Raw genomic sequence first — 26564 nt, 5'->3', positions numbered from 1 at the left:
CGCCACCATCCGGCTAGAACACGCCAAAAGCTTTGGTCGCGTCGCATTCTGCGATAGACTGATCACACACAGTCAAGGGGGATTGATGGACGGCTATTCGCGAAAAGTCGGAGCTAGGCTGCGCAGCCTGCGAAAGCAGCGCGGCCTCACACTCCAGCAGGTCGAAGTCCTGTCGAGCAAGCGGCTGAAGGGCTCGCTGCTCGCCGCCTACGAACGCGGCGACCGCAATATCTCGGTCACCCGGCTGCACCAGATCGCGACCCTGTACAGCGTCCCCGTCAATCAACTCCTTCCGGAAGAGATCGAAGGCGTGGGCGAGCCCGCGCTCCCGCCCAAGCTGGCGATCGACCTGACCCAGTTGCAGGGGCTGCCCGAACGGCAGGGGTCGATCCTTTCCCGCCACGTGGCTCGGCTGCAGCAGCAGCGACAGGATTTCAACACCCCGGTCGTGACGTTCCGCGCCGACGACCTGGAGCAGCTGGCGGCCGCCTACAAGACCACCCCGGAGATGCTGCGCCGCTCGCTGAACGACTGGGGCGTCTTTCGCGGTGGTCAGCCACCCGCCGAGCGGCCCGAATTGGAGCGACAGCCACCCGCCGAATCGGAAGAAGAGCGTTAGAAGGGAATCTCGCCCTGGGGCGTCCCGGGCGCTGCGCCTCGCTCGGATCGTAATTCGGCGACGGTCGCCGGATGCGGCGGCTCCTCCAGATCGGGGTCCTCTTTGACGGGCAGGCTTTCGATCCGCTGCCGGGCTTCCTCCAGCTTGCGCTCGCAGAGCTGCAAGTAGTCGCGCCCGCGGGCGACGGCCGCAATCGCGTCCTCCAGGCTCAGCTTGCCGTCCTCGAGGGCGTGTAGCGTCGCATCGAGCTGGGCCAGGGCCTGCTCGTACGTCAATGACTCGTCGAGGCTCATGGGATCGCCTCGTCGACCGTGGCCTCCAGCCGGCCCGCTGCCAGCAGCACCTTGACCGGCTGTCCCTTGCGGGCCTGGTCCGCGCCCCTGATGATGCCGCCGCCGTTCACGTCCAGGGTGATGCTGTAACCGCGCTTGAGCGTCTGCTCGGGCGCCAGCGAGCTCAGCCGTGCGGCACGGCTCTGCAAGCTGCTCGCCCGCTCCCGCACCCCGCGGCCCGCCAGCGCGACCAGTCGCTCCCGCAGGCCGTCCTTTCCGAGGCGACCCGTCTCGATCCGACTCGCGATCACCTGCCAGGTGCGCTGAAGCCGCCGGCGGCACTCCTCCAGGGATCGTTCGCGCTGCCGCAACACCTCCCGTGGGTCGCGCTGGCGCAGCATCCCCTCCAGGTGGGCGATCCGGTCACGGCGTCGCACGTAGGCATCGAGGGCCAGGCGCTGCAGGGACTGGCGGCGCCGCTGCAGCTGGTGCGCCGGGGCGATCAAGGCAGTGAGCCCGGCGCGTTGCAGCCGTTGGCCGCGCTCGCCCAACTGCCGGAGCAAGTCCGCTTTGTTGGGGACTACGATTTCCGCGGCTGCCGTTGGGGTTCGGGCCTCCCGGTCCGCAACGAGGTCGGCCAGCGTCCGGTCAGAAGTGTGGCCGAGGGCGGTGACAACAGGGATGCGCATCGCCTGAATGGCGCGCACCACGGCCTCCTGGTTGAAGGCCATCAGCTCCTCGAAGCTGCCGCCGCCGCGGGCAACGATGACGACATCCGCCAGCTGGTCCTCGTCGCACTGCCGCAAGGCGGCCACCAGGCTCCGCTGCGACGCCGTTCCCTGCACCCGCGCCGGGTACACGACGAGGCGGGTGTTGGGGAACCGTTCCCAGATCCCCTGCTGCAGGTCATGGATCACCGCCCCGCTCGGCGAGGTGATCAGGGCGATGCAGCGCGGCAAGAACGGGAGGGCCCGCTTGCGTTCCGGCCGGAAGGCACCTTCCCCCTCCAGGCGACGTTTGAGCAACTCGATCGCCGCTCGCAGCTTGCCGGCGCCGTCGTAATCGAGTTTGCTGACCACGAGGTTGACCCGCCCGTACTGGGCGTGATAGTCGACCTGGCAGGTGAGCACCAGCTCCTGCCCATTCTCCGGCAGGAATGGGAGCCGGCGAGCGGTGCTGCTGAAGATCACGGCCCCTACGGCAGCCGCCGCGTCCTTGAGCGTGAACCAGATGTGGCCGCCCCGCAAGGAGACTCCGCTGACCTCTCCCTTGACGACCACGCTCTGGAAGCGGGCGGCGAGCAGGTCGCGAATGCGGGTGTTGAGCTCGAGTACCGTGAGCGGCTTGATCGCGTCCTGGGGCTGAACCGCCATCAGGGGACCGCCTCCAAAAGATCCGAGTCGCGACGGTAGAGCGCGCGCTCCACGGCCCCACGGAGCGCCTCGACCTGTGACGTGTCATCGGTGAAGACGCGCACCAGGGTGGTGCGAATCGGTAGCCGGCGGAACAGCTCGGCGACCGCGCTGCGCTCCACCGCGCGGCTCACCGGGTTGTAGATGTTCACGGGGAACGGATCCTTGAACGGGTTCTGCGGTCGCGGGTCGACGGAAGCGAGGTCGACCTCGAAGGAGGCCCCCTTCAGTGAGGGCGGCAGGGCCTCACGGATGCGGCGCACGTAGTCGGACGGCTGCGGGTAGAGGAGGGCATCGGGCAGGTTGGCGAACTCGTAGTAATCCTCGAAGATCAGGCGCCACTTGAGCTCGCGCCGGACGATCCGGCCCCACTCGTGCGAGAGCTCGGCTGCGCGGCCACCCTCGTGGCGCCAGCGGTCGACGCTGTCGATCAGCGACCAGTCGGTCAGTTCCCGGTAGTGGTCGAGGTGGTCGAGTGGGTTGCCAGGAAGAATCCGGTCGATCGTCTCACGAAAGATCTCGCGCATGTGGAGGTCGATGCGGCGCACCGTCCGGTGGTAATAGATGTTGTTGTAGAGGTAGAGGCGCGCGTTCAGGAAGAGGAGCAGCGCCTGGCTTCCGTGCTGGTGGAGCAGCATCCCCTCCGGCCCGAGAAACGAGTAGTGCAGCAGCCGTTCGATGTCGACCGGCCCAACCTTCACGCCGCACATGTAGGCATCGCGCGGCACGTAATCCAGGTTGTCGGCGGTGTACATGCCGTTGAGCACCGGCTTGAGCGCCCGGACCCAGGCCGGGGCCGCCGTGCCGGGCAGCTCGGGCTCCGCAATCAGCTCCGCGATCCAGCGCGGATCGATCCGCTCCCCGGCGGCAAAGGGACCTGAAGGGCTGGCGCCCAGGGCGGCGATGATCGATGCCAGCTCCCCGCCGATGAGGGCGCGGCCGATCACCTCGTGGTCGATCGAGAAGCGATCGAGGTAGTTCTGGTCGAAGAAATGACCGAAGGGCCCATGGCCAACGTCGTGTAGCAGGCCCGCGACGCGCAGCGTCTCCTCGACGCACGCGAGCGACGGCACATCGGCCACCAGAGCGCCGAGGTTCGGATAGAGCCGGCGGGCCCAGTCGCCGCTCAGGTGCATCGCACCCAGCGCGTGCTGGAAGCGCGAATGCTCGCCTCCAGGAAACACCCACCACGCCGACTGGAGCTGGTGGATGCGCCGCAGTCGCTGGAGCCATGGGTGATCGAGCAGGTCCTGCTCCGCGGCCACGCTGTCCCCGTGGACCCGCTTCGTGATCTTGATGTAGCCGTGGAGTGGATCGGCCATCAGGTTCACCGCGTCATACTGGCGGGCGAGATCATTCATGATCGGCAACATTTTAGTGTGGTGCAGGGTCGCGGGATTCCCGCGTGTAGCATGTCGTCGATGGAGAGAGCGGTCATCATCGACGCGCTCCGCACCCCGATCGGGCGCTATGCCGGCGCCCTCAAAGACGTCCGCCCGGACGACCTCGCCGGCCTGATCGTCAGCGAGGCGGTGCGCCGCAACCAGCTCGATCCGGCGAGCATCGAGGACGTCTACTTCGGTGATGCCAACCAGGCCGGCGAGGACAATCGCAACGTCGCCCGGATGGCGGTCCTGCTGGCCGGGTTGCCGGTCGAGATCCCGGCGGCCACCATGAACCGGCTCTGCGGCTCGGGGATGCAGGCAGTCGTGGCGGCGACACGCGAGATCGAGACCGGAAACGGCGCCTGCTTTCTCGCCGGCGGCGTCGAGAGCATGACGCGTGCCCCCTACATCCTGGAGAAACCGCACCGTGAATTTGCGCGCGGCGCCCAGACGCTGCACGACAGCACGCTGGGCTGGCGCATGGTCAATCCCAGGCTGGCGGAGAAATATCCGCCAATCAGCCTGGGACAGACCGCCGAGCTCGTCGCGCGCCGCTACGGCATCACCCGCGAGGCGCAGGATGAATGGGCGCTGGGCAGCCATCGCAAGGCGGTCGCGGCGCAGGAGGCCTGTCACTTTCGCGACGAGCTGGTGTCCGTGGCGCTCGCCGATGGCGCCAAGGTCGAAAAGGACGAAGGGCCGCGAGCGGACACCAGCTTTGAAAAGCTGGCGAGCCTCAAGCCGGCCTTCGAAAAGGACGGAACCGTCACGGCCGGCAACTCCTCACCGCTCAACGATGGAGCCGCTTGCCTGGTGATGATGGCGGAATCGCATGCGCAGCGGATCGGTGCGCGGCCCATGGCGCGAGTCCTGTCCGCCGCCAGCGCCGGCGTCGACCCCTCGTTGATGGGCCTGGGGCCGATTCCGGCGTCGCGCAAAGCCCTCGCCCGCGCCAGGTTACGGGTTTCCGACCTGGACTGCGTGGAGCTGAACGAGGCCTTCGCGTCGCAGGTGCTTGCCTGCGTGCGCGACCTCGAACTCGACCCCGAGCGCGTCAACCAGAATGGCGGGGCGATCGCGCTCGGTCATCCATTGGGCGCGAGCGGGGCGCGCCTGATCGCCACCCTGGTCCACGAGCTGGTCCGCCGCAAGGCCCGTTACGGCCTGGCGACCATGTGCATCGGCGTGGGGCAGGGCATCTCGACCGTCGTCGAAAACCTCCAGCGTTAGCTGCCCGCGGCAGCACCGTCAACGGTCTGCGACTAGCACGTGGGCGGCTCCCTAATGTAGCCGTCGCATGATCGTTCCGAGGCCGCAATGCTCCCTGTAGGTTGTGTCATGCAACGTCGTCTTGCCGCCGCATGCGTTGTTGCGGCGCTCTCACTGGTTCCGCTCACGGCTCAGGCCGCTGGCGCAGCCGATGTCGACGCGCTCTGGAACCAGCCACAGGGCGTCAGCGTCGACAGCGCCTTCTATGTCGTCCAGGAATGGTGGGACGGAGTGACGCGCGGCACGCAAAGCGATCCGACCCAGCGTGGCCTCGCTGAGCTCGCTCAGTCCAATGCGGATCTGCTCAGTGCCTATACCTTGCTCCAGCAGAAGCGCAGCGGCGCTGGACCGCAGCCGGTCGCGGTCATCGACCCCTTCCTCGCCGGTACCTACAACTTCATCACGGGCTCGCATGCGAAGGCACCGATCGGCTCGGTGCTGAATTGGGCCAATCAATCCCTGCTCACCCTGGAAGGCCGTGGTTCCACGACGGACATCGTGCAGTCACTGCTCAAGGACTACCGGTCGCAGCACGCCGCGGCGCAGCGCGATCTTCACGTGGCGGGCCGCAACGACCTCGTCGCGCTCTGGGCCACGAATGCCGATCGTGAAGGCGCGTTCCTGGTGAAGATCAAGGGCGTGGCCATCGCCTCGGATGGGCTGGCCGGCCTGCTGAACGACGCGGCCCAGCCGACGATCGTGGTTGCCGCCACCAAACCCGCCGCAGGCCAGGCCAAGGCGAAGGCCAATGTCAAAACCGACAAGGGCCACGGCGCGAACCCGAAGGGCGACGACGGCAAGCCGAAACAAGGCGACTAGCCGCGCGGGTTTCGGACTCTAGACCTCTTCGTCGTCCTGCACCCCTTCAAGCGTGAGCATCAGCCCATCCTGGAGGTCGTAGAGCGCGTCCATCGATTCCCCGATGGAGATATCCTCGGGGGCCCGGTTGCCGAGCGGGTGCTCCATCTCGGCGGCGAGCCGCTGCACGCGGAACGCCAGGTCAGCAGGCAACTGGGTCTCCTCGGCGATATTGAGCATCTCGAGCTCGTCCAGCAGCCGATCGATGTGGCGGATCCGGTTCCGGCGCGCATAGCGCAACTCGCGCTCTGCTTGCCATCGCTCGCGTTGCGCGGTGATCTGGACCGAGGTCTGCTCGATCATCCGTCCACTACCGAGGGTTGTCCGAGCCATGCTTCCCGAGGGTTTACATTACTTCCGAATACGGAGTTGGTCAAGAACTCGAACAGATATCCGATTCACCAATGGGCCCTCGCTGAGATCAACTAAGCCTGGCTACCTGCTCGTCGTCCTCTCCGCGTTCCTCTTCGCCGCCGGCGGCAACGCCGTCAAGGCCCTGTTCAAGCTGGGCTACTCGCCGCTGGTGCTGTCTCAACTCCGAATCTGGTGGGCGTTCGCCTGGCTCGTGGTCATCCTCCTCACCGTCCGGCCGCCGCTGCTCCGCGTCAAGCTTCGTGAGCTTCCCCATCGGGCTGGCCGGGGTCCAGCTCAGCTACTACCTCACGATCGCCCGAATCAACATCGCGGTCGCCCTCTCGTCCAATACCTGGGATTGGTGGCGGTGACGGCCTTCGAACGGTATCACCGGCGCCAGGCCGTGCCCGCTCAGGTCTGGGTCGCCCTCGCCATGGTGTTGGTCGGGGCCTTCTTCGCGGTCGGAGCCTACCAACCGGAACTCTTCCGGGTCAACCTTCCGGGTGTCATGCTGGGCCTGGTGGCGGCCGGGTTCTTTGCCTTCTATATCCTGCGGGCGTCGACGCTGGCCCGCCGGCTCGATACCTGGACACTGCTGCTATACGGCTTCGGCGCCGGCAGCCTGCTGTGGGCGGCGTTCGATGTCGTGAGCGGCACCCACCTACCAACAAACTGGCGGATCTGGGTCGCCATGGCACTGCTGGGCCTGGTGGGCACTCTGGTGGCGTACGGCCTTTTCGTTTTGGCGGTGCGAACCCAGACAGGGAGCAACGATGCGGGGGTCACGGTGGCGCCCATCCAGTGAGCGCGATCGACCTCGGGCGAGTGCGCACCCGGCTCGTCGCCGGTGAGGTCACCTGGAACCTCTATTACGAGCCCTCCTGTAGCAGCACGCAGGACCTGGCCCGTGCCGCCAGCGCGCGCGGCGCCGAACAGGGCTGGACGATCGTCACCGACCTGCAACTCGAAGGCCGAGGGCGCCAGGGTCGGTCCTGGATCGCTCCGTCCGAAACGGCGCTCCTCTTCTCCACCATCCTGCGCCCGCCGCGCGACGTCCTCCCGTTACTGCCGCTGCTGGCGGCGCTCACCGTCGCGGGAGGGATCGAGGCCTCCACCGGGGCCGTGCCCGATCTCAAGTGGCCGAACGACGTCCTCCTCAACGGCAAGAAGCTGGCGGGCATTCTGCTGGAACGGCCCGCGGGAGCGGACGTTGTGCTGGGGGTAGGCCTGAACGTCAACCAATCGCGTGGTGACCTGCCAGACGGCGCCACCTCGCTGGCGAGCGAGATCGGTCATGAGCTCGAACGTGAACCCCTGCTGGCCGCCATCCTCAACGACCTCGGCAACGCCTACGAGCGCGCGGACCGCGAAGGCGTCAGCTGGATCGTTCCCGGCTGGCGCAGCCGGAGCTCGATGCTGGGCGACGCGGTGGCGTTCCATCGTGACGGCGCGTTGATTCGAGGGATCGCCGAAGATCTGACGGAGGACGGAGCGCTCCGGGTCCGCCTCGACGACGGCTCGCGGATCAGCGTCGTCGCTGGGGAAGTCGAGCGCATGCGCACGCCCTAGTCGTAGGTCTTGCCGTTGTCCTGGATGTAGCCGCCCTCATGGGTCCCCTGCGGATCATGGTGGGTGAAGTGGATCAGCCCACCCTGCGAGTTCCAGACGTATTCGCCATGCACGATGACGTGGTCGCCGAGCGCAACCGGGACGCGCGGCGCGATCGAGATGTTGTGCTCCACCTCGACCGTGATGTCGCCCGACGAGAGCTTGACGATGAACTGTTCGTGCGTACCGGTTGAGCTGGTTCGGTCGGGCATCAGCCGCACGACGGTGCCATCGGCGGTCACCTCGACGGTTGATTGGTGATTATTGAAGTCGGAGACGATGGCCGCGTCATCCGGCTGCGCCGACCCGCCACACGCGGCCAGCCAGAGTGTGACCAAGCCGACGGCAACGCGCTTCATCTCCGAGAGTCTAGGGAAGGAATCGCCTGATTCCTCCCCTAGCCGAACTAACTGACTTTGACGTCGCCCGTCATCGCCGCGTGGATCGTGCAGTGATACTTGAAATCCCCCGCGGTGTTGAAGCTCACGAAGAACTTGGCGCCCGCGCTACATAGCCCGGAGTCAAAGGTCGTGGTGTCGTCCGCGGTGACACTGTGCTGGGCGGAGTTATCGACCCAATCCCACTCGACCGTTTGGCCCTTGGTGACGCTCACCGTCGACGGCTCGAATTTGCCGACCGTGTTCGGGTCGGGGTTGATCTTGACAGTCTGGGAGGCGGTGCCGCTCGACGTCCCGCCCTTTAGCGTACAGCCGCCACCGCCGCCATTGTCGCTGGTCGAGCTCCCGCATGCGGCCAGCACAAGGGCGCTCCCAACCGCAACGATTGCCATCTTCCAAACGCTCACACATTGCCTCCTTGTCCGAACGGGTTTACCCTCGACTGAGTCTACGGGGCGATTACGCGACATCACCACGGAATCGCGCCCGGCGCCACAGAATCGGGTGTCGACCGTACTACTCGGGGAGCGCCTCGAACTCTCGGCGTGCATCGCGCACCCAGAGCGCGGTCGCGGCCACCGAGATGACCACGCCCGCGGTCAACAGGACGAGGTTGAGGACCAGTCCGGTAAGGAGGAATGCGATCCCCACCGCCAGCACGGCCGGCCAGATGCTCGGCGGCGGCAGGTGGATGGCCTCGTGGGTTTCCGCGTGCGACCCCTGCTCAGGTTCGGTCATGCGCCGAAGTTGTTGTAGATCAGCGCCCAGGCGAAGGCCAGGCCGAACATGATCAGGGCCGTCACGAACAGCAGCACCCCGAGACGAACATTCTTGCGCGCTTCTTCTCTATGCATCAACGACCACCGGAAACTATAGCCTCCCGACCATCCGATCGGCCACCATCACGGCGAAGAGCAACCCGAGATACGCGATCGAGTAATCAAAGAGCAGTCGTGACCAGCGTTGCCGGTGGGAGCGCAGGTTGACGAGCGCGAGCGCGATGAAGGCGCCGCCCAGAACGACGGCCCCGCCGAGATAGAGCAACCCCAGCGCGCCGGTCATCACGACGGCGAGCGTGACACCCACGAGGATCACGGTGTACACCAGGATCTGCCGGCGGGCGGCGGCCTCGCCGCGCACGACCGGCAGCATGGGGACCTGCGCTCGCGCGTAATCTCCCTTCAGCCGGAGGGCCAGTGCCCAGAAATGTGGTGGCGTCCAGAGGAAGATGACGGCGAAGAGATAGATGGCCGTCAGGTCGACCCGGTGCGTGACGGCGGCCCACCCCACCACCGGCGGCACGGCGCCGGCAGCGCCGCCGATCACGATGTTTTGCACCGTCCAGCGCTTGAGCCAGAGCGTGTAGACGAAGACGTAGAAGAGCAGGCCGCTGATCGCCAGCGTGGCGGCCAGCACGTTGACCCAGAACGCCAGCAGGATGAATGCGGCCAGGCCGAGCGCGATGCCAAACAGCAGCGCGTGGCTGGGCGCGATCCGTCCGTCGGGCAGCGGGCGGCGGCGGGTGCGAAGCATGGCGCCATCGAGGTCGCGGTCGATCCAGCAATTGATGGCGCCGGCGCCGGCAGCGGCCAGCGCCCCGCCGGCCAGGGTCAGCACGACCAGGCCGGTCGACGGCCAACCGCGCTCGGCCATCATCATTCCGCCCAGCGCGGTGATCAGCAACAGCGGGATGATCCGCGGCTTGGCCAGGCTGACATAGTCGAGCACGGCCTCTCGCGCGGGCCGGGGCGGCCGGTTGGCCGAATCAGTGACGGCAACGGATCCACCGGCGGCCGGCAGACGGTCCGCAATGACGGCGAGCACGACGGTGCCGGCCCAGACCGCGCTGGCGAGCGCCAGGTGGAGACCTCGCAGCGCTGCCGGCAGGTGCAGGGTGACGACCGCGGCGCCGACCGCAACCTGGAAGGCGAGCGCCGCCAGGGTCAGCGCAACCGTGGCTCGGACGGCGCGCTGGTCCCGGTAGCGGTTCAGCAGGGCCAGCAAGCTGACCATGATCAGCAGCCCGACCGCGGTGGCCAGGCCTCGATGCAGCAGTTGAATCGCCGGGTACCCGTCGAAGGCAAGGCTGAAGCCGCCGCCGCAGAGCGGCCAGGCACTGCAGCTGCCGCTCGCGCCGCTGCCCACCACCAGTGAGCCGCTGAGGATCAGAAGGTAGGTGCCGCCGGCGGCGGCGCGCGCCAGCCTAACCGGGCCCCGATCGGCCGGCGTGGCAGGGCGGGGAATGATCGCCGCGACCGCCGTAACGCAGACCGCCGCCAGCAGCGCCATCGCGGTCGCGAGATGAGCCAGCACGATCATTGGGGGCAGTTCGAGCCGCACCGTGATCGCGCCCAGCACCACCTGCACCACCAGCAGGACCAGGGCGACCGTCGCCGGAATCACGATGTCGCGGCGCCGGCGCCACGCGATCCAGGCGACGACCGCTGTGAGCACGACCAGCGTGCTCGTCAGCGAGGCGGTGGTCCGGTGTGAGTACTCGATGATGGCGTGCACATCGAGTGGCGGCAGCAGACGGCCGTGGCAGAGCGGCCAGTCCGGACAGCCGAGTCCGGATCCGGAAACGCGAACGACGCCGCCGAGCACGACGAGGGCGTAGGTTACGAGCGCGGTCGCGACGCTCAGCGCCCGGAAGGCCTTCATCCCGCGGCTACGTATGGTCGGCGGGTGCAGCCACGCGGAGGCGCAGGTCGCGGACCGGACGCCCGCTGCGAACCGGCGGGACACTGTCGAAGTTATGAGCCGGTGGCGGCGACGTGGTCGCCCATTCCAGCGTATTGCCTTCCCAGGGATCCGCGGACGCCGGCCGGCCGCCCCGGATGCTCATCGCGAAGTTGACGATGAACACCACGATGGCGAGCGCGATCATGAACGCGCCGAACGTCGCCAGCAGATTCCAGGGTGCCCAGTCGGTGCGGCTCGAGTACCACATCGCGATGCGCCGCGGCATCCCCTCGAGCCCGAGGAAGTGCATCGGCATGAAGGTGAGGTTGAAGCCGGCCAGCTGCAGCCAGAACTGGATCTTGCCGAGCGTTTCGTTCAGGTAGCGGCCGGTCATCTTCGGAAACCAGTAGAAGAAGGCGGCGAAGACACCGAAGACGCTGCCGCCGAAGAGCACGTAATGGATGTGCGACACGACCCAGTAGGTGGCGTGGATCTGGTAGTCCACCGCCAGCGATGCCATGAACACGCCGTCAACCCCGCCCATGAGGAACATCAGCACGAAGGCGACCGAAAAGAGCATCGCCGCCGTGTACTTGATCGAGCCACCCCACAGGGTGGCCAGCCAGTTCAGCACCTTCACGCCCGAGGGAACCGCGATCAAGGCGGTGGTCGCCATGAAGAACTCCTGCAGCGCCAGCGGCAGTCCGGTGGTGAACATGTGGTGAGCGAAGACCATGAAGCCGAGCACGCCGATGGCCGCCATCGAGAAGGCCATCGCGCGGTAGCCGAAAATCGGTTTTCGGCTGAACACCGGGATGATCTCCGACACAATCCCGAAGGCCGGCAAGATCATGATGTAGACCGCCGGGTGCGAATAGAACCAGAAGATGAACTGGTACAGCAGGGGATCCGATCCATGGGTGAAGAAGTGGGTGCCCAGCTGGCGGTCCATCAGCACCATGCCCAGCACGCCCGCGAGGAAGGGGCTCGCCAGTAAGACTAGGGCGGCCGTGATCTCCATCGCCCAGACGAACAGTGGTAGCCGGAACCAGGTCATCCCGGGGGCCCGCATGTTCTGGATGGTTACCAGGAAGTTGATCGCGCCCATGATCGAGGAGATCCCCAGGATGTGCAGTCCGAGGATCCAGAGGTCCTGGCCGATCCCAATCGCGTAGGCCTTTTCGGTCAGCGGCACATAGCCGGTCCAGCCGGCGGCGGCGGCGCCGGTTTTGGTCAGCAGTCCGCTGTACATCGTCAGGCCGCCGAGCGGGATCAGCCAGAAGGAGAGGGCGTTGATCCGCGGGAAGGCCATGTCACGGGCGCCGATCATCAGCGGCACGAAGTAGTTCCCGAAGCCGGAGAAGACCGGGATGATCCAGAGGAAGATCATGGTCGTCCCGTGGAGGGTCATGATCTCGTTGTAGGTCTGCGGAGCAAGGAAGTGGTTGTTCCCAACCGCCAGCTGGGTGCGCATCAGCAGCGCAAAGAAGCCGCCGACCAGGAAGAAGGCGAACGTCGTGTAGAGGTACAGGATCCCGATCTTCTTGTGGTCGACCGTGGTCAGCCACGACATGATGCCGGTTGCGGGGCGGGTTTGGCTCCGCGGCAGGGCGATGCTAGCCATATGCCTCCTTCATCCTCCGGACACCGTGATGGTGCCCCGCATGTTGTTTGCCTCGTGGAATTTGCAGACGTAGCTGTACGTCCCGGCCTTGCTGAACTTGACCTCGAACGTGTCGCCCTGGTTCATCGGGTCCGAGCTCGGCACCGCCTGGTTGTCGAAGACGACGTTGTGGACCGCGGTCCCGCCGTTCTTCCACTTGATGACGTCGCCCACCTTCGCCGTCAGGGCCGCGGGCACAAATTTCAGCTCGTCCGTCTCGCCGACATTATCGGTGGCCGGCACCCCATTCACCTTCTGTGCGACGGCACCGCCCGGTGGGGGCGCGCCGCTCAGGAAAGCCTGGTAATCCGCGTCCGACAGGGCGTCCACTTCCAGGAGCATGGAGTAGTGATTGAGCCCGCAGAGCTCGTTGCATTGGCCAAAGTACTGGCCCGGCTGGCTGGCCTCGATCCAGCCGCTGTTCTGAAAACCCGGCTTAGCATAGATCTGGCCGCCCAGCCGCGGCACCCAGAAGGAATGAAGTACGTCTTTGCTGGTGACCTGCAGCCGCACGACCTGGCCGGTCGGGATCGTCAACGTGGTGACGCTAGTCTTGCCGTTCGGGTACTTGAATGACCACGCCCACTGGATGCCCGTCACCTGGATGGTCTGCTGCGGCGGCGGTCCGTTTCGCACGTAATCCATCCGTAGCGTGGTCCGAATGAAGACAAACGAGACGATCAGAACCGGGATTGCGGTCCAGAGGATCTCCAGTCGCGGGTTGCCGTGCACCTGCGCAGGCTCGCGATCATCCCTGCGGCGGAATCGCAGCGCCGCGTAGACGAGGAGACCGCCCACGATGACGAGCACCGCCATCGCGATCCAGAAGATGCTGGTGTACGTGCTCACGATGTCGCAGGCGTTCGGGCCGGCGCAATTCAGCGGACTGACATTGACCGCAGGCACGCTCACGACAGTGTACCGACCGGCTCGGTGATCATCGGTGAAAGAGCCACCACCGGCCGCCTGGTTCCCGCTGGCCGTTCCGCTCCTGCGCGGTCCGGCGGGCATCGTGCATGGCGTCGTACCAGAAGGTCAATGCCAGAAGGAAGGTGCTGATGAACACCAGCAAGGACAGCATTTCCACCAGCAGCGAGAGCAGCACCATCGCGCTGCCGCGTGGCTTCCAGAACGCCAGCAGCTCGCCGGTGGCGCCCGGGATGTTCAGCGTCACCAGGAAGAGGCCGACCACGCCCACCAGGAAGATCAGTGCCTTCGTCGGTTGGCGGTTGTAGAGCTGACCCAGGCCTGGCACCGCCGAGAGCCAGGTCGCCAGCCGGACACTCGCCCGGCGTCGGGACGCCGTCACGACCGGGGGACGATGCAGCTCGACCACAGGCGCTCGACCTGCTACCGCTGGAACATTCGATAGCAGTAGTAGGCGACCAGCAGCAGCGTGCAGACGGCCCAGACGAGCACGAAGAAGAAATCGCCGGCCCCCGGGTCACGACTGAGATTGATCAGCTCGACGAGGGCGGGCGCCATCAGCCACCCGCCTTATGGGCCTTGGTCACGTCCAGCAGGTTCTCCGCCACGATCACGAGCGCGGTGAATCCCACGAGGACCGCAAAGGCGATGACCGTCCCGATCAGGTTCTTGAGCTGCTGGCGTCTCATCGGGCCCCCCGGAGAATCGCAGATTCGACGGGGTGATTCATGGCAGGCTCGTGTACTGCTGCCACATCCGGATCCAGTGCACCAGCAGGTTGATGTTGTCGTTGATGGGCTGGGGCAGCAGCTTGTTGACGCCCCACGCCGGCATGATCGTGCCCTTGTGTTCCTCGCCGGTATTGCCGAGGTAGATGCAGCGGTAGTAATAGTCGCTGTTGAAGAAGCCCAGCCGGTTCTGGTCATTGAGGGGCGGCCCTTTGCCGCCTTCACCCGTAGCCCCGTGACATTGCGCGCAGTTGTTCTCATAGAGCTGGGGCGCCGTGGCGAAGGTCCCAAAGGGGTTGGCCACCAGGTTCTGATGCGCGCCCGCCTGGTCCGTGGCCTGGCGGTTGCCGTTGTGGCAGATGATGCAGCCGCTCTCATCGATCCCCAACCCTTTGTAGGCATTCGGGATGAACCCGGTGAGCTGCGCCACCACAGGCTTGTTCGTCGCGGGGTCGTTGACGACTTTGCCGTTGGTGTCGAGCACGTAGTAGGGCTGGGCCCGCGGATCCAGGCAGCTCGCCGCCGTCGTCACCGTCCCGGATTGGGCGGGCGACGGTGACGGCGCCGCCGACGGCGAGGCGGCGGCCGACGGGGAGGCCTTCGCAGATGGCGAGGCCGACGGGGAGGCCTTCGCAGATGGCGAGGCCGACGGCGACGCGGCGGCCGAGGGGCTCGCCGAGGGACTGGCCGCTGCCGTGACCGGCCGGCAGATCAGCGTCTCCTGGCCGTACTTCGCGAAGACCGCATCGCTGATCACCGCCGGATGGTTGGGACCGAGCCGTTGGGCAGCCTGCTGCGGACCGATCTTGGCGATGTCGGGCACATGGCAGGTGATGCACCGTTCCACCATGAACTGCCCGTTGACCTGGACCTTGGGGAAGAGTTGCTGCACCTGGATCGGAAAGTCCTGGCCATACTGCGCCGCGTACTTTTGCTGGACCGGCGCCCACGGCCGGCTCAGGTCCTGGTAGAAGGCGAAGCCGAGCAACAGCAGGAAGGCGACGCTCACCACCAGGAAGGCGCGCCCTAGCACGGGTTGCCTCCGCAGGTCTGCGGGTTGCCCAGCACCCAACCCCAGTCCCAGACGAACTCATGGCCGCGGAAGAAGGTGCCGATGATGACAAGCGCCACCACGATCGCGGTGTAGAGCGCGAACAGGATGATGGCCACCTTCCGCTCAGCCGGCCGCCGGCTTGGGTTGCGATCCAGGAACGGCACCAGGATCATCAGCACGATCACAAAGGTCGGAAAGGCGACGCCGGCCATCAGCGGCGGGAAGCGTGAGAGCAGCTCCTGCAGGCCGAGGAAGTACCAGGGCGCCTTGGAGGGGTTCGGGGTCATCCCCGGGTTGGCCTGGCCCAGGAGAGGAGCCTGCAACCAGATCGAGACGATGATCAGGAAGACCGTCATCGCGACCGCCGCGATGAACTCTTTGAAGACGAACTCGGGGAACGAGACGACCATCTCGTCCTCGCTGTCGTCCCGGACGGTCGATGGTGCTTCGGCCTGACGCCGGCGCTGCTCGACCCGCTCGCGGGCCGCGATCCGGTCGCGCGCCTCAGTAGCCATAGTTAGCTAGAGCCCCCCGCTGAAGCCATCTTTTCGGACTCGCCAGAAGTGGACGACCATCAACAGGAACGCCGCCAGCGGCAAGCCCACGACGTGCAGCACGTAGAAGCGCAGCAGGGCATTGTCCCCGACCACACGCCCGCCGATCAGCAGGTAGCGGGTGTAGGGACCGGCGATGGGCGCGTACTTCGCCATGTTTGTACCGACTGTGACCGCCCAGATGGACAGCTGGTCCCAGGGCAGCAGGTAACCGGTGAAGCTCAGCAGCAGCGTGATCAGCAGGAGGAGCGTGCCGACGCCCCAGTTGAACTCGCGCGGCTTCTTGTAGGCGCCGGTCAGGAACACGCGCGCCATGTGGAGCCAGACCGTGATCACCATCGCGTGCGCCGCCCAGCGGTGCATGTTGCGGATGACCCCACCGAAGGTGACGACGAACTGCAGGTCGCGCATGTCCTGGTAGGACTGGTGGGTAGAGGGTACGTAATAGAACATCAGGAAGAGCCCGGTGACGGTCAACACGATGAAGAGGAAGAAGGACAGCCCGCCAAGGCACAGCGTGTACGACATCCGGATCCAGGAGCGCCGCACGCGGACCGGGTGGATGTGGAGGAAGAAGTTGGTGAGGGCCGTGCGGGCGGCGATCTTGTCGGTGAGTGGAAGACCGTGGCGGAAGACGGAGCCAACCATCTGGCCGATGACAGAGAACATCTCGTCCAGCGCCGCACGGATTACGGTCATGAATCCTCCCCGTTAGCTGATCAGACTTTCAGGCGGAACCTGCGATCCACAATGACAGAGCGGTCGATCAACAGTTTCCCATCCGGGGCCACCTCGAGGTGGACACGGTCCATCGGCCGGGGCGCCGGCCCAAAGAAATTGATGGCGTCTCGGAAGTATCGGCTACCGTGGCAGGGACACTTGAAACCCTTCAGGGCCGGGTTGGCTTTCGTCGCCTGCTGGCCCGTGTCGGGGTCCTTGGAGATCGAGGTGCCGGCGGCGACCAGGTCGCTGGTGACGTCGTCAAAGTAACGGGGCGTGCAACCCAGGTGGGTGCAGATCAGGCTGATCGCATAGAAGCCGTCCGGATCGTGGTTGATGACGACCCGTTTGTCGATGAGGACCGTCGTCGACCCGACCGCATACGTGGTGGGCGGGTCCGCCTTAAACGCCGGCGGGTCCTCGTAGGTGGCGTTCGGGTACACGAACTTGAGGCTCTGGTAGAGGGCGATCGCCGAGGCGCCGGTAAAGCCGACCCAGCCGGCGATCGCCAGGAAGCTTCGCCGTGACATCTCGCGGCTGTCCTCGATGAGGCGCTTGAAGGAGGAGGCCATCACACGAACGGGTTGTGGGCTGGTGGCGTCAAGATCGTCGCGAAGATGATCGCCGACGCCATGATGATGATGAAGAGCGCGGCGACGAGCAGGCAGCCGAAGTCAGCCTTGATCGCCGCCAGCACGCCGTGCACGGAGTCGAGAATAACAAAGCGAGGCGAACTGAAACATCGGGTCTCGGCCCTAGGCTCGCTCGTCGGTGAGGCGCGGCACCGGAGCCGGACTCCCTGTCAGGCCCCTCAGCTTACGCACGTACTCGTGAACGAGCGAGACGACCGTGGCGTGGCTCCAGGTCAGCGGCGAGACTGAGAGCTGCGCCTTGCTATAGGGGTCCAACTGCTCCGATAGCACCCCACTGGGCAAGGCGGCGGCCGCCACCCAGTCGAGGATGTCACGGGCCTTCTTGAGGTCGTCGAGCGACCGGGCCTGGCTGACCAGCCACTGTCCGTACCACATGGTGCAGATGAACCACGGGTTGCCGGGGACGTTCCCGATGTCCTGGCTCACCTGGTAGTACCAATCGTTCTCGTAGCGGGCGATGCCGCCGACCTCGGTCTTGCACCAGAGCCGCTCGTAGACCGCCTTCATCGTGCTCACGATCTGCGGATCGTCGGCCGTGAACATGCCGAAGTACCAGAGCCCGTAGACGCTGGAGTCGATCGTCAGGTCGCGCGCCGTCGTGCCATCCGCTCGAACGTAGATCCGGCGGATGAAGCGGTTCAGCTCCGGGTCGAAGAGGAAGCGCAGGGTTCCCTGCTTGATCCCGTCGGCCACGCCCCGGTAGCGGGCGGCCAGCGTCATCTCCCCGTAGAGCGCGGCGAAGTTGGCGGCGGCTTGAAGCCCGGCCCAGACAGTGGCCACGGTGAAGCTCATGACGCCGCGCCGTTCCTCCCAAAGGTCATAGCTCGGCTGCGGCAACCCGGTGAGCGGGTCGATGTAGCTCGCCAGAAAATCCCCGACCAGGATGATCAGAGGGCGGTAATAGGCCTTGAAGAACTCGAAGTCCCGATGGTGGTCGTAGTGCTGCCAGAGGGCGAAGAGCACCAGGCCGGTCTCGTCCTCCTGGATCGGGTACTGCGGCTTCCCGGTGGCATCGACCCATGGGTGCCAGCTGCTGCCGGGGTCGCCTGCCGGCGTGTACTTGTGGCGGAAGTACCCCTCCTTGGTCACGATCTTCGCGCAGAGCTCGAAGAACCGTCGGGGAACGTCGACATAGCCGGCCTGGTCCATCGCGTAGACGGCCAGCGCGGCGTCGCGCGGCCACATATAGCTATAGGTGTCGCGCGCGAACTTGATGATGTCGGTGTCGTTGGCGGCGAGCACGGCCCCACCACTGTCGATCTGGGTGCGCACCACCAGCAGGCTGCGGCGAAAGAGGTCCGCCACCTGCGGCGAGAGATCGCCGAACTCGCGCTCTTCCTTGTTGACCCAGGCCATCCAGTAGGAGCGCGTACGCTCGAGAAACGCCTCCGGTCCACGCAGCGTGATGACGTCGGCGACCGTCTGCAGCTCGGCAAGGTTGCGCGCGGCGATCAGCCAGTGGTAGGCGGTGGCGGTCTCTGCCTGGGCGATGCGGCCGACTTTGAGCGCGATCGTCATGTCAACCGACCCCTGCTCGATCGGGTTGTTGCTGAGCTCGCCATCCTCGGCGTCCCGCCAGGTCCCCTGCGCACCCCCGACGTCTTTCTTGCCACAGGCGTACCCGTCCAGCCCGATGCGATCACCAACCTGACCGCAGGCGGCGAAGCAGCGCTGGCCCTTGTAGGCGACCAACCCTTTGACCGCGGGGTAGTACATCACGGTGTCGCCGACCTCGGTGCCGTAGATGTGCCAGTCGTAATGAAAGAAGAGGCGGACCTCGCGCTCGGGCCCCTCGTTCAAGACCTTCACGCGGCGCAGGAGCATGTCGCGGCCGAGGTCGACCGCATCGTTGAAGGTCAGGCTGATCGCGAGATCCGGATGACGAAGGGTAACGTTCGTAACCAGCGTGTCCGGAAGGTAGACCATATTGCGCGACCAGGCCGGGTCGTCCAGCCAGGTGAACCGTCCGTCGACCCAGATCCCGAAGCGGCACGGTTCGCCGCTGGTATGGTTCTCCTGCCCGACGCGCGGGTAATAGATGTCGCGCAGCTGGTAGTTGCGATCGAAGTTGACCAGCAGGGCCCCGTTCCCGATCGGTAAGTCGCGAGACACGTTGCGCCATTATCGGGTGCCGGTCTCCAACTTGGGAGATGGAAGAATCCGTTGTTACGATGTTGTGCATGGGGAGCGCGGCCAAAATCGACGTACTCGAGGTCCGCTCGGGCAAGCGCGCCGATGCCATCGACATCACGGATCGCGTGCAGCAGGTGGTCCGCGAGAGCGGCGTCCAAACCGGGCTCTGCCAGGTTTACGTGCCGCATACGACCGCCGGCGTCTTCATCAACGAGAACGCCGACCCGGACGCCCTGACCGACATTCTTCGAACGCTGGAGGCGCTCGTGCCCTGGGAGAACGGCTACCGCCACGCCGAGGGCAACGCCGCGGCCCACATCAAAGCGAGCCTGGTGGGCACCTCGCAGGTCGTCCCGGTGCGCAACGGCCGGCTCGCGCTGGGACGGTGGCAGGGGATCTTCTTCGCCGACTTCGACGGCCCACGCGAGCGCCATTTCCAGGTCACCGTGCTCGCATGAAACACGCGCCGTTGGCGGCGGCAACGGTCCTGTTGACGGTCGGTGAAAAAGCGTAACTAGTCTGGGGATGCCGGTATATACTGGTCAGCCAGATTCTTCAGCCGGGGAGACGCATGCTTACCAGCATCAAGTCGGTCGGCAGCTATGTTCCGTCCGGCATCCTGACCAACGCCGACCTCGAGAAGATGGTCGAGACGTCCGACACCTGGATCCGCGAACGGACCGGTATCCACGAGCGGCACATCGCCGCGGTCGACGAGACCGCGACCGACCTGGCCGCTAATGCCGCCAGGGACGCGCTGACCGCAGCCGGGTTGCGCCCGGAGGACACCGACCTCATCGTGTGCAGCACGTCCACGCCGGACTCGATGTTTCCCTCGGTCGCATCACGTGTGCAGGAGCGACTGGGCGCCCACGGCCCGGCGTTCGATGTCCAGGCGGCGTGTACCGGTTTCCTTTACGGGATGAGCATTGCCGACCGATTCGTCAGTGGGGGCGAGTCGAAGCAAGCCATCGTGATCGGCAGCGAGACGCTCACCAAGATCATCAACTTCAAGGACCGCGGCACGTGCGTCGTCTTCGGTGACGGCGCCGGTGCGGTGGTGTTGGGGCCGAGCTCGAACGGCGCCGGCATCAAGTCCTGCGTGCTCGGATCGGACGGCTCGGGCGGCGACCTGATCTATGTCGCACCCGGCGCCGACGGCCCGGAAGGCCGCGGCCGTCCGGAGATCCGCATGGACGGTCGCAAAGTGTTCCGCTTCGCCACCGAGATCCTGGCCTCGGCGACACTCGAGGCGCTAGAGAAGGCCAACGTTTCGCTGGAGGACGTCAAACTGATCGTTCCGCATCAAGCTAACGCCCGCATCATCGAGGCGGCCGGCAAGCGGTTGGGTGTGGGCGCCGACGTGATGGTCAACGAGATCGCCAATTACGGCAACACCTCGACGGCCTCGATTCCGCTCGCCCTCAAAGACGCGCTGGCCGCTGGCCGCCTGAAAACCGGTGATCATCTCGTCCTCGTCGGGTTCGGCTCCGGGCTGACCTGGGGTGCTTGCGTCATCAAATGGGAAGGCGCGCCCGTCAGGGCCGCGGCCTGACCCATGTTTCGTCCGAAAACCCGTTATGTCGCTCTGCCGTCGCCGCGTGCCGGCGTCGGCGAGGAGATCGACCGCCTCACCTGTCCCAAATGCGATACCTCACTCGAACCCGCCCGCCTGACGGCGGCCCTGGGCGTGTGCTATCGCTGCGGCTACCACTTCCGGCTGCGCGCTCCCGAGCGGGTGGCAATGCTGGTGGAACCCGGCTCGTTCCGGGAAGAGGACCAGGGGATCGTGGCGAAGGACGTCCTTGGCTTCAAAGACTCGCAGCCCTACACCAAGCGGATCGAGCAGAGTCGTGCGGCGACGGGTGCGAACGAGGCGGTCATCTGGGGCGAAGCGATGCTGGCCGGTCACCGGCTGGTCATCGTCTGCCTCGACTTCGCCTTCATGGGCGGCAGCATGGGCGCGGCAACCGGCGAAAAGATCACGAACGGCATTGAGCGGGCCCTGCAAAACCGTTTGCCGCTCCTGATCATCTCCGCGTCGGGCGGCGCCCGGATGCAAGAGGGCATGCTTTCCTTGATGCAGCTGGCGAAGACGTCGGCGGCCCTCGGCCGGCTGAACGCGGCCGGTGTCCCGTACATCTCGCTGTTGACCGACCCGACGATGGGCGGCGTGACGGCCAGCTTCGCCTCGCTGGGCGACATCATCATTGCCGAGCCCGGCGCAATGATCGGCTTCGCCGGCGCCCGAGTCATCCAGCAGGCGACCTATGAGACGTTGCCTGAGGGATTTCAGACGGCGGAATTCCTCTGGAATCACGGCATGATCGACCTCGTCGTCCCCCGGCCCGAGCTGCCGGCCGTCTTGCGCCAGCTGCTCGACCTCTACACGAGGAACGGCATCGCCGGCGACTTCGAGCTGCAGCACCAGGCGAAGACGCCCGCGCCCGCGTCCGTCGTCGTCCCCCGGTGAGCGAGAACGGTTCGGTCGCGGCAGCAACCTGGGAGCAGGTCGAGCTCGCCCGGCATCCAGACCGGCCCTACGCGCTCGACTACATCCACGCGATCTTCAGCGATTTCTTCGAACTGCATGGAGATCGCGTCTTCGGTGACGACCATGCGATCATCGGCGGCCCAGCCGCCTTCGACCAGCGGACCGTCATGGTGATTGCCCAGCAGAAAGGCCGCACCACGGCGGAACGGGCCATGCGCAACTTCGGCATGGCCAACCCTGAGGGGTACCGCAAGGCCCTGCGGCTGATTCGGCAGGCGGAACGATTCCAGTTTCCGATCGTGGCCTTCGTCGACACCTCGGGGGCATTTCCCGGCGCGGGCGCGGAAGAGCGTGGCATCGCCTGGGCGATCGCGGACAACCTGGTGGCGCTATCGCAGGCGCGCGTGCCGATCGTGACGCTGGTGATCGGCGAAGGCGGCAGCGGCGGAGCGCTCGGCATCGGCGTAGGCGATCGCCTGCTGATGATGGAACACTCCATTTACAGCGTCGCCATGCCCGAGGCCTGCGCCTCCATCCTCTGGCGCGACATTGCCCGCAAGGTCGAGGCGGCCGATGCCCTCAAGTTGACGGCGGCGGATTTGAAACGGCTTGGCCTGGCGGATGAGATCGTGCCGGAGCCGCCGGGCGGCGCCCACAACGACTTCGGCGTGGCCACCGACGCCGCCGGCGCGGCATTGCGGCGCCATCTGGGCGCGCTCGAGACGATCGATATCGATCGTCTCGTCGAGGAGCGCTACCAACGGTATCGCAAGATCGGCGCCTAATATCTGAACACCTGCCGTGGCCACGGAAGCGATAACCCAAGCCCCAACGCGTAAACGCGAACGTCTCGACCCGTCGGTCTTTCGGCTGCCGGTCGAGCGGATTCGCGAAGGCTATTACAGCGACGTCTACTTCAACCGCACCGTCGACGTCCTCAAGGCGGACAACCAGCACCCGCACGTCCTGATGCAGGTCTTCCAGAAGAACCAGGCCGTTGTGGGCGGCATGGATGAAGCGATCGCCATCGTCAAGCTGTGTTCGGAAGACTTCACGCAGCTTCGCGTCCATGCGCTTTACGACGGCGACGAGGCGGCGCCTTGGGAGACCACCATGACCATCGAGGGGGACTACACGCTTTTCGCCCGCCTGGAGACGGTCTATCTCGGCGTGCTCTCGCGCCGGACGAAGGTCGCCACCAACGTTCGGCGCGTCGTGGAGGCAGCCAACGGCAAACAGATCATGTTCTTCCCCGCTCGTCACGACCACCACCTGGTCCAGACCGGCGACGGCTACGCGGCCCACGTCTCGGGCGCGATCGGCGTCTCCACGGACGCACAGGCCTCATGGTGGGGCGGCCAGGGGATCGGAACGGTGCCACACGGATTGATTGCCGCCTACCACGGCGACACCGTGCTGGCGGCGAAGAAATACGCGGAATACATGGAACCGGCGGCGAACCTGGTGGTTCTGGTCGATTGGGAGAATGATTGCGTGCGGACCTCGCTCGAGGTTGCGCGCGCACTCAAGGACCGGCTGTGGGGAGTTCGCCTCGACACCTCGGAGACGGTGGTCGACGTGAGCGTCCAGAAACTGATGGGCGACTTCGACCCGCGCGGGGTCAACCCCCAACTCTGCCACCTGGTTCGGCAGGCGCTCGACCGCGAGGGCTTCGAGCACGTCAAGATCGTCGCCAGTGGCGGCTTCAACGTCGACAAGATCAAGCGCTTCGAGGCCGCGCGGGTGCCGGTCGATGCCTACGGCGTCGGCAGCGCCTTCTTCCAGGGGATCTATGACTATACGGCCGACGTCGTGATGGTCGAGGGCCGCCCCTGTGCCAAGGCCGGGCGCCGCTACCGGCCGAATCCGCGCCTCGAGCCGGTTACCTGACCGTGCCGAACGTCACGATCGTAGTCGATGTGCTCAACGGGTTCTGCAAGCAGGGGAACCTCGCCTCCCCTCGCTGCGACGCCGCCATCCCCCGAATTCGCGAGGTGATCGAGCAACGCCGCCAGGCCGGCGACCACCTCATCTTCCTGGCGGACACGCACGACCCCAACGACCGCGAGTTCGAGGTCTTCCCCGTGCACTGCGTGCGCGGGACGGCCGAGTCGGAGGTGGTCCCGGAACTCCAGCCGCTGCTCCACGACGCAACCCTGATCCGAAAACGGCGCTATTCCGGCTTCTTCGAAACCGACCTCGACGCCCGCCTGCTCGCCGCCCAACCGGAGCAGGTCACGGTGGTGGGTGTCTGCACCGACATCTGTGTCCTGCACACGGTCGCCGACCTGCGCAACCGCGATTACCGGGTGTTCGTGCCGGCCTCGGCCGTGGAGACCTTCGATGGCCCCGGCCACCCCGGCGACGACGTCCAGCACTGGGCGCTCGCCCATCTCCGGGGAGTATTGGGCGCCCACGTCGTCTGAGATCTCCCTCCCCCCTCGGGGGAGGGTCGGGGCGGGAGTTTATTGAGCCTCTCGCTATAATGTAACCCGTCAATACTACCGGCTCGTTCTGCACCGCCTGCGGCTCTGGGCTGAGGCCCGATAGCCGGTACTGCTCGAGTTGTGGCCGGGCGGTCGCATCGAGGCGGCCACGCCGCTTCCGACCCTGGACGATGGGCCCGGCCGTCCTCCTGGCCCTCCTCCTCGTCTTACTCCCCGGTGTGCTCTACGTGTGGGCCGGACTCCCATCCACCGCGAATCTCAGCACTGCCCGCCTGCCGCTCTCGACCCGCATCTACGACCGCACCGGAACCGTCCTGCTCGCCGAGATCCACCAGGGATCGGAGCGGCGGCACATCGTGCCCTTGACCAAGGTGGCACCCGCCATGCAACAGGCGACCATCGCCGTCGAAGATCGCAGCTTCTATCAGCACGGCGGCCTCAACCTGCTGCGCACCGGTCAGGCCGGCCTCGACGACCTGCTGCATCTGCGCTTCAACCAGGGTGGCAGCACGATCACTCAGCAGCTCGTCAAGAACATTTACCTCTCGCAGGACCGCTCGGTGTTGCGCAAGTTGGACGAGGCGATCCTCGCCGTCGAGATCGAGCACCAGTACTCGAAGGCACAGATCCTCGAGGCTTACCTGAACCGGATCTATTACGGCAATCGCTCCTACGGTGTGGAAGCGGCGGCGCAGACCTACTTTGGCAAATCCGCCAGCCAGTTGTCCCTCGCGGAGGCGAGCTTGCTCGCCGGACTGCCACAGGCACCCACCGAGCTCGATCCGATCACCAATTTCAGCGGGTCGAAGGCACGGCAGCGCGTGGTGCTGGATGCGATGGTCCGCAACCACGCGATCACCGCAGCCCAGGCGCAGTCGGCGTACGCGCAGAAGCTCAGCCCGCAAAAACCCTCGACGGCCGACGACGTCAAAGCTCCCGGATTCGTGCACTGGGTCGCGTCGCAACTGGAGCAAACCTACGGCGGGGAGCTGCTCAAGAACGGCGGACTGACGGTCATCACCTCGCTCGACTGGAACCTGCAGTCGATCGCCGAGCGCCAGGTTCGGGAGAAAGTCATGGCGCTGCAGGGGCAGCACGTCACCGACGGCGCGCTGGTCGCGCTCGATCCGGAAACCGGGGCGGTGCTGGCGATGGTCGGGTCGGCGGGCGCCGACGTGCCGGGCGGGCAGTACAACATGGCGGTCGTCCCGCGTCAACCTGGGTCGGCGTTCAAGATGTTCACCTACACGGCTGCCATCGAGTCGCAGAAATTCACGATGGGCTCCTGGGTACTGGACGAGCCGATCAACGTCCGGCTGAGCGATGGCAGCAGCTACACGCCCCAGAACTACGACGGCTGGTATCACGGTTGGCAGCCCCTCCCCTTCGCGCTGGGCAACTCGCTCAACATTCCGGCCGTGAAAGTCGAGCTGGGCACTGGAACCGACCGGGTCGTGGATGTCGCCCGCCGCATGGGCGTGACGACGCTCAACCAGCCGGCCAGCAGCTATCAGCCGAGCCTGACGCTTGGCGGGTACGAAGTCCCGTTGATCGACATGGCCGTCGGCGCCAGCACGCTGGCCGCGCAGGGCATCTACGAACACCCGCAACCGATCCTCAAGATCACGGCGCATGACGGCAGCACCCTCTATCGCTACGACCCGCGCGGAAACGGCAAGCCGGCGCTCACCTCGCAGGTCAGCTTCATCATGGCGCAGATGCTCTCGGACGATCGCAACCGGTCGCTCGAGTTCGGCCGGAACAGCGACCTGGTGGTGGCCGGCCATCATGTCGCCGCCAAGACCGGGACGACGAACGACTTCCGCGACAACCTGACCGTCGGCTTCACGCCCAACCTGGCGGTTGCCGTCTGGGTCGGGAACGCCGATCAGACGCCGATGCGCAATGTCAGTGGGATCGTGGGCGCCGCACCGATCTTCCACGGTTTCATGACGGAAGCCCTCAACGGCCAGCCCGACAGCTGGTTTGCCGTGCCGGGCGGTCTCAATCCGGTCAGCATGAATGGATACGTCGCCTACCTCCTTCCGGGCACCGAGCTAGTTGCGCAGTCGCAACTCCCGCCTCCCCCACCACCATCGCGCTGCGATGAGGGCTGCGGGGGCGGCGGCCATGGTGGTGGCGGTGGCGGCGGCGGCGGTGACTAACCGGGCGGGCGGGTGCGTCGTCCAGCGGCCGTCAGGCCGCCCGCGCTTTCGCGCGTAACAGGGCCGGCGTCGCATGCGGCCTGTACGCGCACACGAGGCCATCGTGATTTCGGCCGAGTGCGCCGGGCCCGCCGGCCCACGCGAGCGGCGCTTTAGTGCCATGCGAGCG

The 26564-nt window shown here is 66.0% G+C and carries 31 protein-coding genes; 12 read left to right on the top strand and 19 right to left on the bottom strand.

The genetic code is table 11. The features are described from left to right. Window positions 1-85: 85 nt before the first annotated feature. Window positions 86-619 (top strand): transcriptional regulator, encoded by a 534-nt coding sequence (locus tag VHK65_02585; GenBank protein ID HVS05038.1) that lies wholly within the window; start codon window positions 86-88, stop codon window positions 617-619. Here VHK65_02585 and xseB read toward each other — a convergent pair. Genes xseB through VHK65_02570 form a run of 3 tightly spaced genes read right to left on the bottom strand, consistent with a single transcriptional unit; the run spans window position 616 to window position 3664 of the window. Further along, a complete protein-coding gene (xseB, locus tag VHK65_02580) occupies window positions 616-912 on the bottom strand; it encodes an exodeoxyribonuclease VII small subunit (protein ID HVS05037.1) in 297 nt (98 codons plus the stop codon). The two genes, VHK65_02585 and xseB, sit on opposite strands and share 4 nt — an antisense overlap. Then, the gene (gene xseA / locus VHK65_02575; protein HVS05036.1) at window positions 909-2264 is read right to left on the bottom strand and encodes an exodeoxyribonuclease VII large subunit; all 1356 of its coding nucleotides are present in this window, start codon (window positions 2262-2264) and stop codon (window positions 909-911) included. The genes xseB and xseA overlap by 4 nt, the downstream gene beginning before the upstream one ends. Continuing rightward, window positions 2264-3664 carry an HD domain-containing protein gene (locus VHK65_02570; protein HVS05035.1) on the bottom strand — a complete coding sequence of 467 codons (1401 nt, stop codon included), beginning with the start codon at window positions 3662-3664 and terminating at the stop codon, window positions 2264-2266. Before VHK65_02570 ends, xseA begins: the two co-directional genes overlap by 1 nt. A gap of 60 nt (window positions 3665-3724) precedes the next feature. On the opposite strand from VHK65_02570, the gene VHK65_02565 reads away from it, so the two are divergent. Beyond that, window positions 3725-4918 carry a thiolase family protein gene (locus VHK65_02565; GenBank protein ID HVS05034.1) on the top strand — a complete coding sequence of 398 codons (1194 nt, stop codon included), beginning with the start codon at window positions 3725-3727 and terminating at the stop codon, window positions 4916-4918. 108 nt (window positions 4919-5026) lie between these two features. Next, window positions 5027-5776 (top strand): hypothetical protein, encoded by a 750-nt coding sequence (locus VHK65_02560; GenBank protein ID HVS05033.1) that lies wholly within the window; start codon window positions 5027-5029, stop codon window positions 5774-5776. An 18-nt stretch (window positions 5777-5794) separates the two neighbouring features. Here VHK65_02560 and VHK65_02555 read toward each other — a convergent pair whose 3' ends face one another. Beyond that, window positions 5795-6148, bottom strand: a complete 354-nt coding sequence (locus VHK65_02555; GenBank protein ID HVS05032.1) for a hypothetical protein — start codon at window positions 6146-6148, stop codon at window positions 5795-5797. Here VHK65_02555 and VHK65_02550 point away from each other — a divergent pair. Continuing rightward, window positions 6147-6974, top strand: a complete 828-nt coding sequence (locus VHK65_02550) for a DMT family transporter (GenBank protein ID HVS05031.1) — start codon at window positions 6147-6149, stop codon at window positions 6972-6974. The two genes, VHK65_02555 and VHK65_02550, sit on opposite strands and share 2 nt — an antisense overlap. Beyond that, window positions 6971-7738: a biotin--[acetyl-CoA-carboxylase] ligase gene (locus tag VHK65_02545; GenBank protein ID HVS05030.1), complete on the top strand. Its 768-nt coding sequence runs from the start codon at window positions 6971-6973 to the stop codon at window positions 7736-7738. Before VHK65_02550 ends, VHK65_02545 begins: the two co-directional genes overlap by 4 nt. Here VHK65_02545 and VHK65_02540 read toward each other — a convergent pair. The 15 genes from VHK65_02540 to VHK65_02470 form a co-directional block, all read right to left on the bottom strand. After that, on the bottom strand, window positions 7735-8136 hold the full coding sequence (locus VHK65_02540; protein ID HVS05029.1) for a DUF3465 domain-containing protein: 402 nt from the start codon (window positions 8134-8136) through the stop codon (window positions 7735-7737). The genes VHK65_02545 and VHK65_02540 overlap by 4 nt on opposite strands. Window positions 8137-8183: 47 nt before the next feature. After that, window positions 8184-8582, bottom strand: a complete 399-nt coding sequence (locus VHK65_02535) for a plastocyanin/azurin family copper-binding protein (protein ID HVS05028.1) — start codon at window positions 8580-8582, stop codon at window positions 8184-8186. Between the two features lie 109 nt (window positions 8583-8691). Further along, window positions 8692-8913 carry a hypothetical protein gene (locus tag VHK65_02530; protein HVS05027.1) on the bottom strand — a complete coding sequence of 74 codons (222 nt, stop codon included), beginning with the start codon at window positions 8911-8913 and terminating at the stop codon, window positions 8692-8694. A 132-nt stretch (window positions 8914-9045) separates the two neighbouring features. Further along, window positions 9046-10836, bottom strand: a complete 1791-nt coding sequence (locus tag VHK65_02525; GenBank protein ID HVS05026.1) for a heme o synthase — start codon at window positions 10834-10836, stop codon at window positions 9046-9048. Between the two features lie 7 nt (window positions 10837-10843). Beyond that, window positions 10844-12481, bottom strand: coding sequence for a cytochrome c oxidase subunit I (gene ctaD / locus VHK65_02520; protein HVS05025.1), 1638 nt, complete (start codon window positions 12479-12481; stop codon window positions 10844-10846). 9 nt (window positions 12482-12490) lie between these two features. Then, a complete protein-coding gene (coxB, locus tag VHK65_02515; GenBank protein HVS05024.1) occupies window positions 12491-13426 on the bottom strand; it encodes a cytochrome c oxidase subunit II in 936 nt (311 codons plus the stop codon). 31 nt (window positions 13427-13457) lie between these two features. Next, a complete protein-coding gene (locus tag VHK65_02510; GenBank protein HVS05023.1) occupies window positions 13458-13856 on the bottom strand; it encodes a DUF6677 family protein in 399 nt (132 codons plus the stop codon). Between the two features lie 14 nt (window positions 13857-13870). Further along, window positions 13871-14005 (bottom strand): hypothetical protein, encoded by a 135-nt coding sequence (locus VHK65_02505; GenBank protein ID HVS05022.1) that lies wholly within the window; start codon window positions 14003-14005, stop codon window positions 13871-13873. After that, window positions 14005-14136 carry a hypothetical protein gene (locus VHK65_02500; GenBank protein HVS05021.1) on the bottom strand — a complete coding sequence of 44 codons (132 nt, stop codon included), beginning with the start codon at window positions 14134-14136 and terminating at the stop codon, window positions 14005-14007. Before VHK65_02500 ends, VHK65_02505 begins: the two co-directional genes overlap by 1 nt. Window positions 14137-14173: 37 nt before the next feature. Continuing rightward, window positions 14174-15208 (bottom strand): c-type cytochrome, encoded by a 1035-nt coding sequence (locus VHK65_02495; protein ID HVS05020.1) that lies wholly within the window; start codon window positions 15206-15208, stop codon window positions 14174-14176. After that, entirely contained in the window at window positions 15202-15744 is a 543-nt protein-coding gene (locus VHK65_02490) for a hypothetical protein (GenBank protein HVS05019.1), read from the bottom strand. The genes VHK65_02495 and VHK65_02490 overlap by 7 nt, the downstream gene beginning before the upstream one ends. 6 nt (window positions 15745-15750) lie before the next feature. After that, window positions 15751-16482, bottom strand: a complete 732-nt coding sequence (locus VHK65_02485; protein HVS05018.1) for a cytochrome b N-terminal domain-containing protein — start codon at window positions 16480-16482, stop codon at window positions 15751-15753. Between the two features lie 20 nt (window positions 16483-16502). After that, window positions 16503-17075 (bottom strand): ubiquinol-cytochrome c reductase iron-sulfur subunit, encoded by a 573-nt coding sequence (locus VHK65_02480; GenBank protein HVS05017.1) that lies wholly within the window; start codon window positions 17073-17075, stop codon window positions 16503-16505. Continuing rightward, the gene (locus tag VHK65_02475) at window positions 17075-17209 is read right to left on the bottom strand and encodes a hypothetical protein (protein ID HVS05016.1); all 135 of its coding nucleotides are present in this window, start codon (window positions 17207-17209) and stop codon (window positions 17075-17077) included. The genes VHK65_02480 and VHK65_02475 overlap by 1 nt, the downstream gene beginning before the upstream one ends. Before the next feature lie 49 nt (window positions 17210-17258). Continuing rightward, a complete protein-coding gene (locus VHK65_02470; protein ID HVS05015.1) occupies window positions 17259-19268 on the bottom strand; it encodes a glycoside hydrolase family 15 protein in 2010 nt (669 codons plus the stop codon). A 68-nt stretch (window positions 19269-19336) separates the two neighbouring features. On the opposite strand from VHK65_02470, the gene VHK65_02465 reads away from it, so the two are divergent. The 7 genes from VHK65_02465 (at window position 19337) to VHK65_02435 (ending at window position 26395) form a co-directional block, all read left to right on the top strand. Next, entirely contained in the window at window positions 19337-19747 is a 411-nt protein-coding gene (locus VHK65_02465; protein HVS05014.1) for a secondary thiamine-phosphate synthase enzyme YjbQ, read from the top strand. 113 nt (window positions 19748-19860) lie between these two features. Next, on the top strand, window positions 19861-20844 hold the full coding sequence (locus VHK65_02460; GenBank protein HVS05013.1) for a beta-ketoacyl-ACP synthase III: 984 nt from the start codon (window positions 19861-19863) through the stop codon (window positions 20842-20844). A 3-nt stretch (window positions 20845-20847) separates the two neighbouring features. Further along, the gene (gene accD, locus VHK65_02455) at window positions 20848-21762 is read left to right on the top strand and encodes an acetyl-CoA carboxylase, carboxyltransferase subunit beta (protein ID HVS05012.1); all 915 of its coding nucleotides are present in this window, start codon (window positions 20848-20850) and stop codon (window positions 21760-21762) included. Further along, window positions 21759-22568 (top strand): acetyl-CoA carboxylase carboxyltransferase subunit alpha, encoded by an 810-nt coding sequence (locus VHK65_02450; GenBank protein HVS05011.1) that lies wholly within the window; start codon window positions 21759-21761, stop codon window positions 22566-22568. The genes accD and VHK65_02450 overlap by 4 nt, the downstream gene beginning before the upstream one ends. A 16-nt stretch (window positions 22569-22584) precedes the next feature. Next, window positions 22585-23673, top strand: a complete 1089-nt coding sequence (locus VHK65_02445) for a quinolinate phosphoribosyl transferase (GenBank protein HVS05010.1) — start codon at window positions 22585-22587, stop codon at window positions 23671-23673. Between the two features lie 2 nt (window positions 23674-23675). After that, complete coding sequence (locus tag VHK65_02440) at window positions 23676-24209, top strand: isochorismatase family cysteine hydrolase (protein ID HVS05009.1); 534 nt, start codon at window positions 23676-23678, stop codon at window positions 24207-24209. 191 nt (window positions 24210-24400) lie between these two features. Further along, a complete protein-coding gene (locus VHK65_02435; GenBank protein HVS05008.1) occupies window positions 24401-26395 on the top strand; it encodes a transglycosylase domain-containing protein in 1995 nt (664 codons plus the stop codon). The last annotated feature ends 169 nt before the right edge of the window (window positions 26396-26564 follow it).

The organism is Candidatus Dormiibacterota bacterium (genome assembly GCA_035544955.1).
Taxonomy (GTDB): Bacteria; Chloroflexota; Dormibacteria; order CF-121; family CF-121; genus CF-13.
The sequence above is the reverse complement of the archived record's forward strand: the minus strand, read 5'-3'. Positions and strand labels throughout refer to the sequence as shown.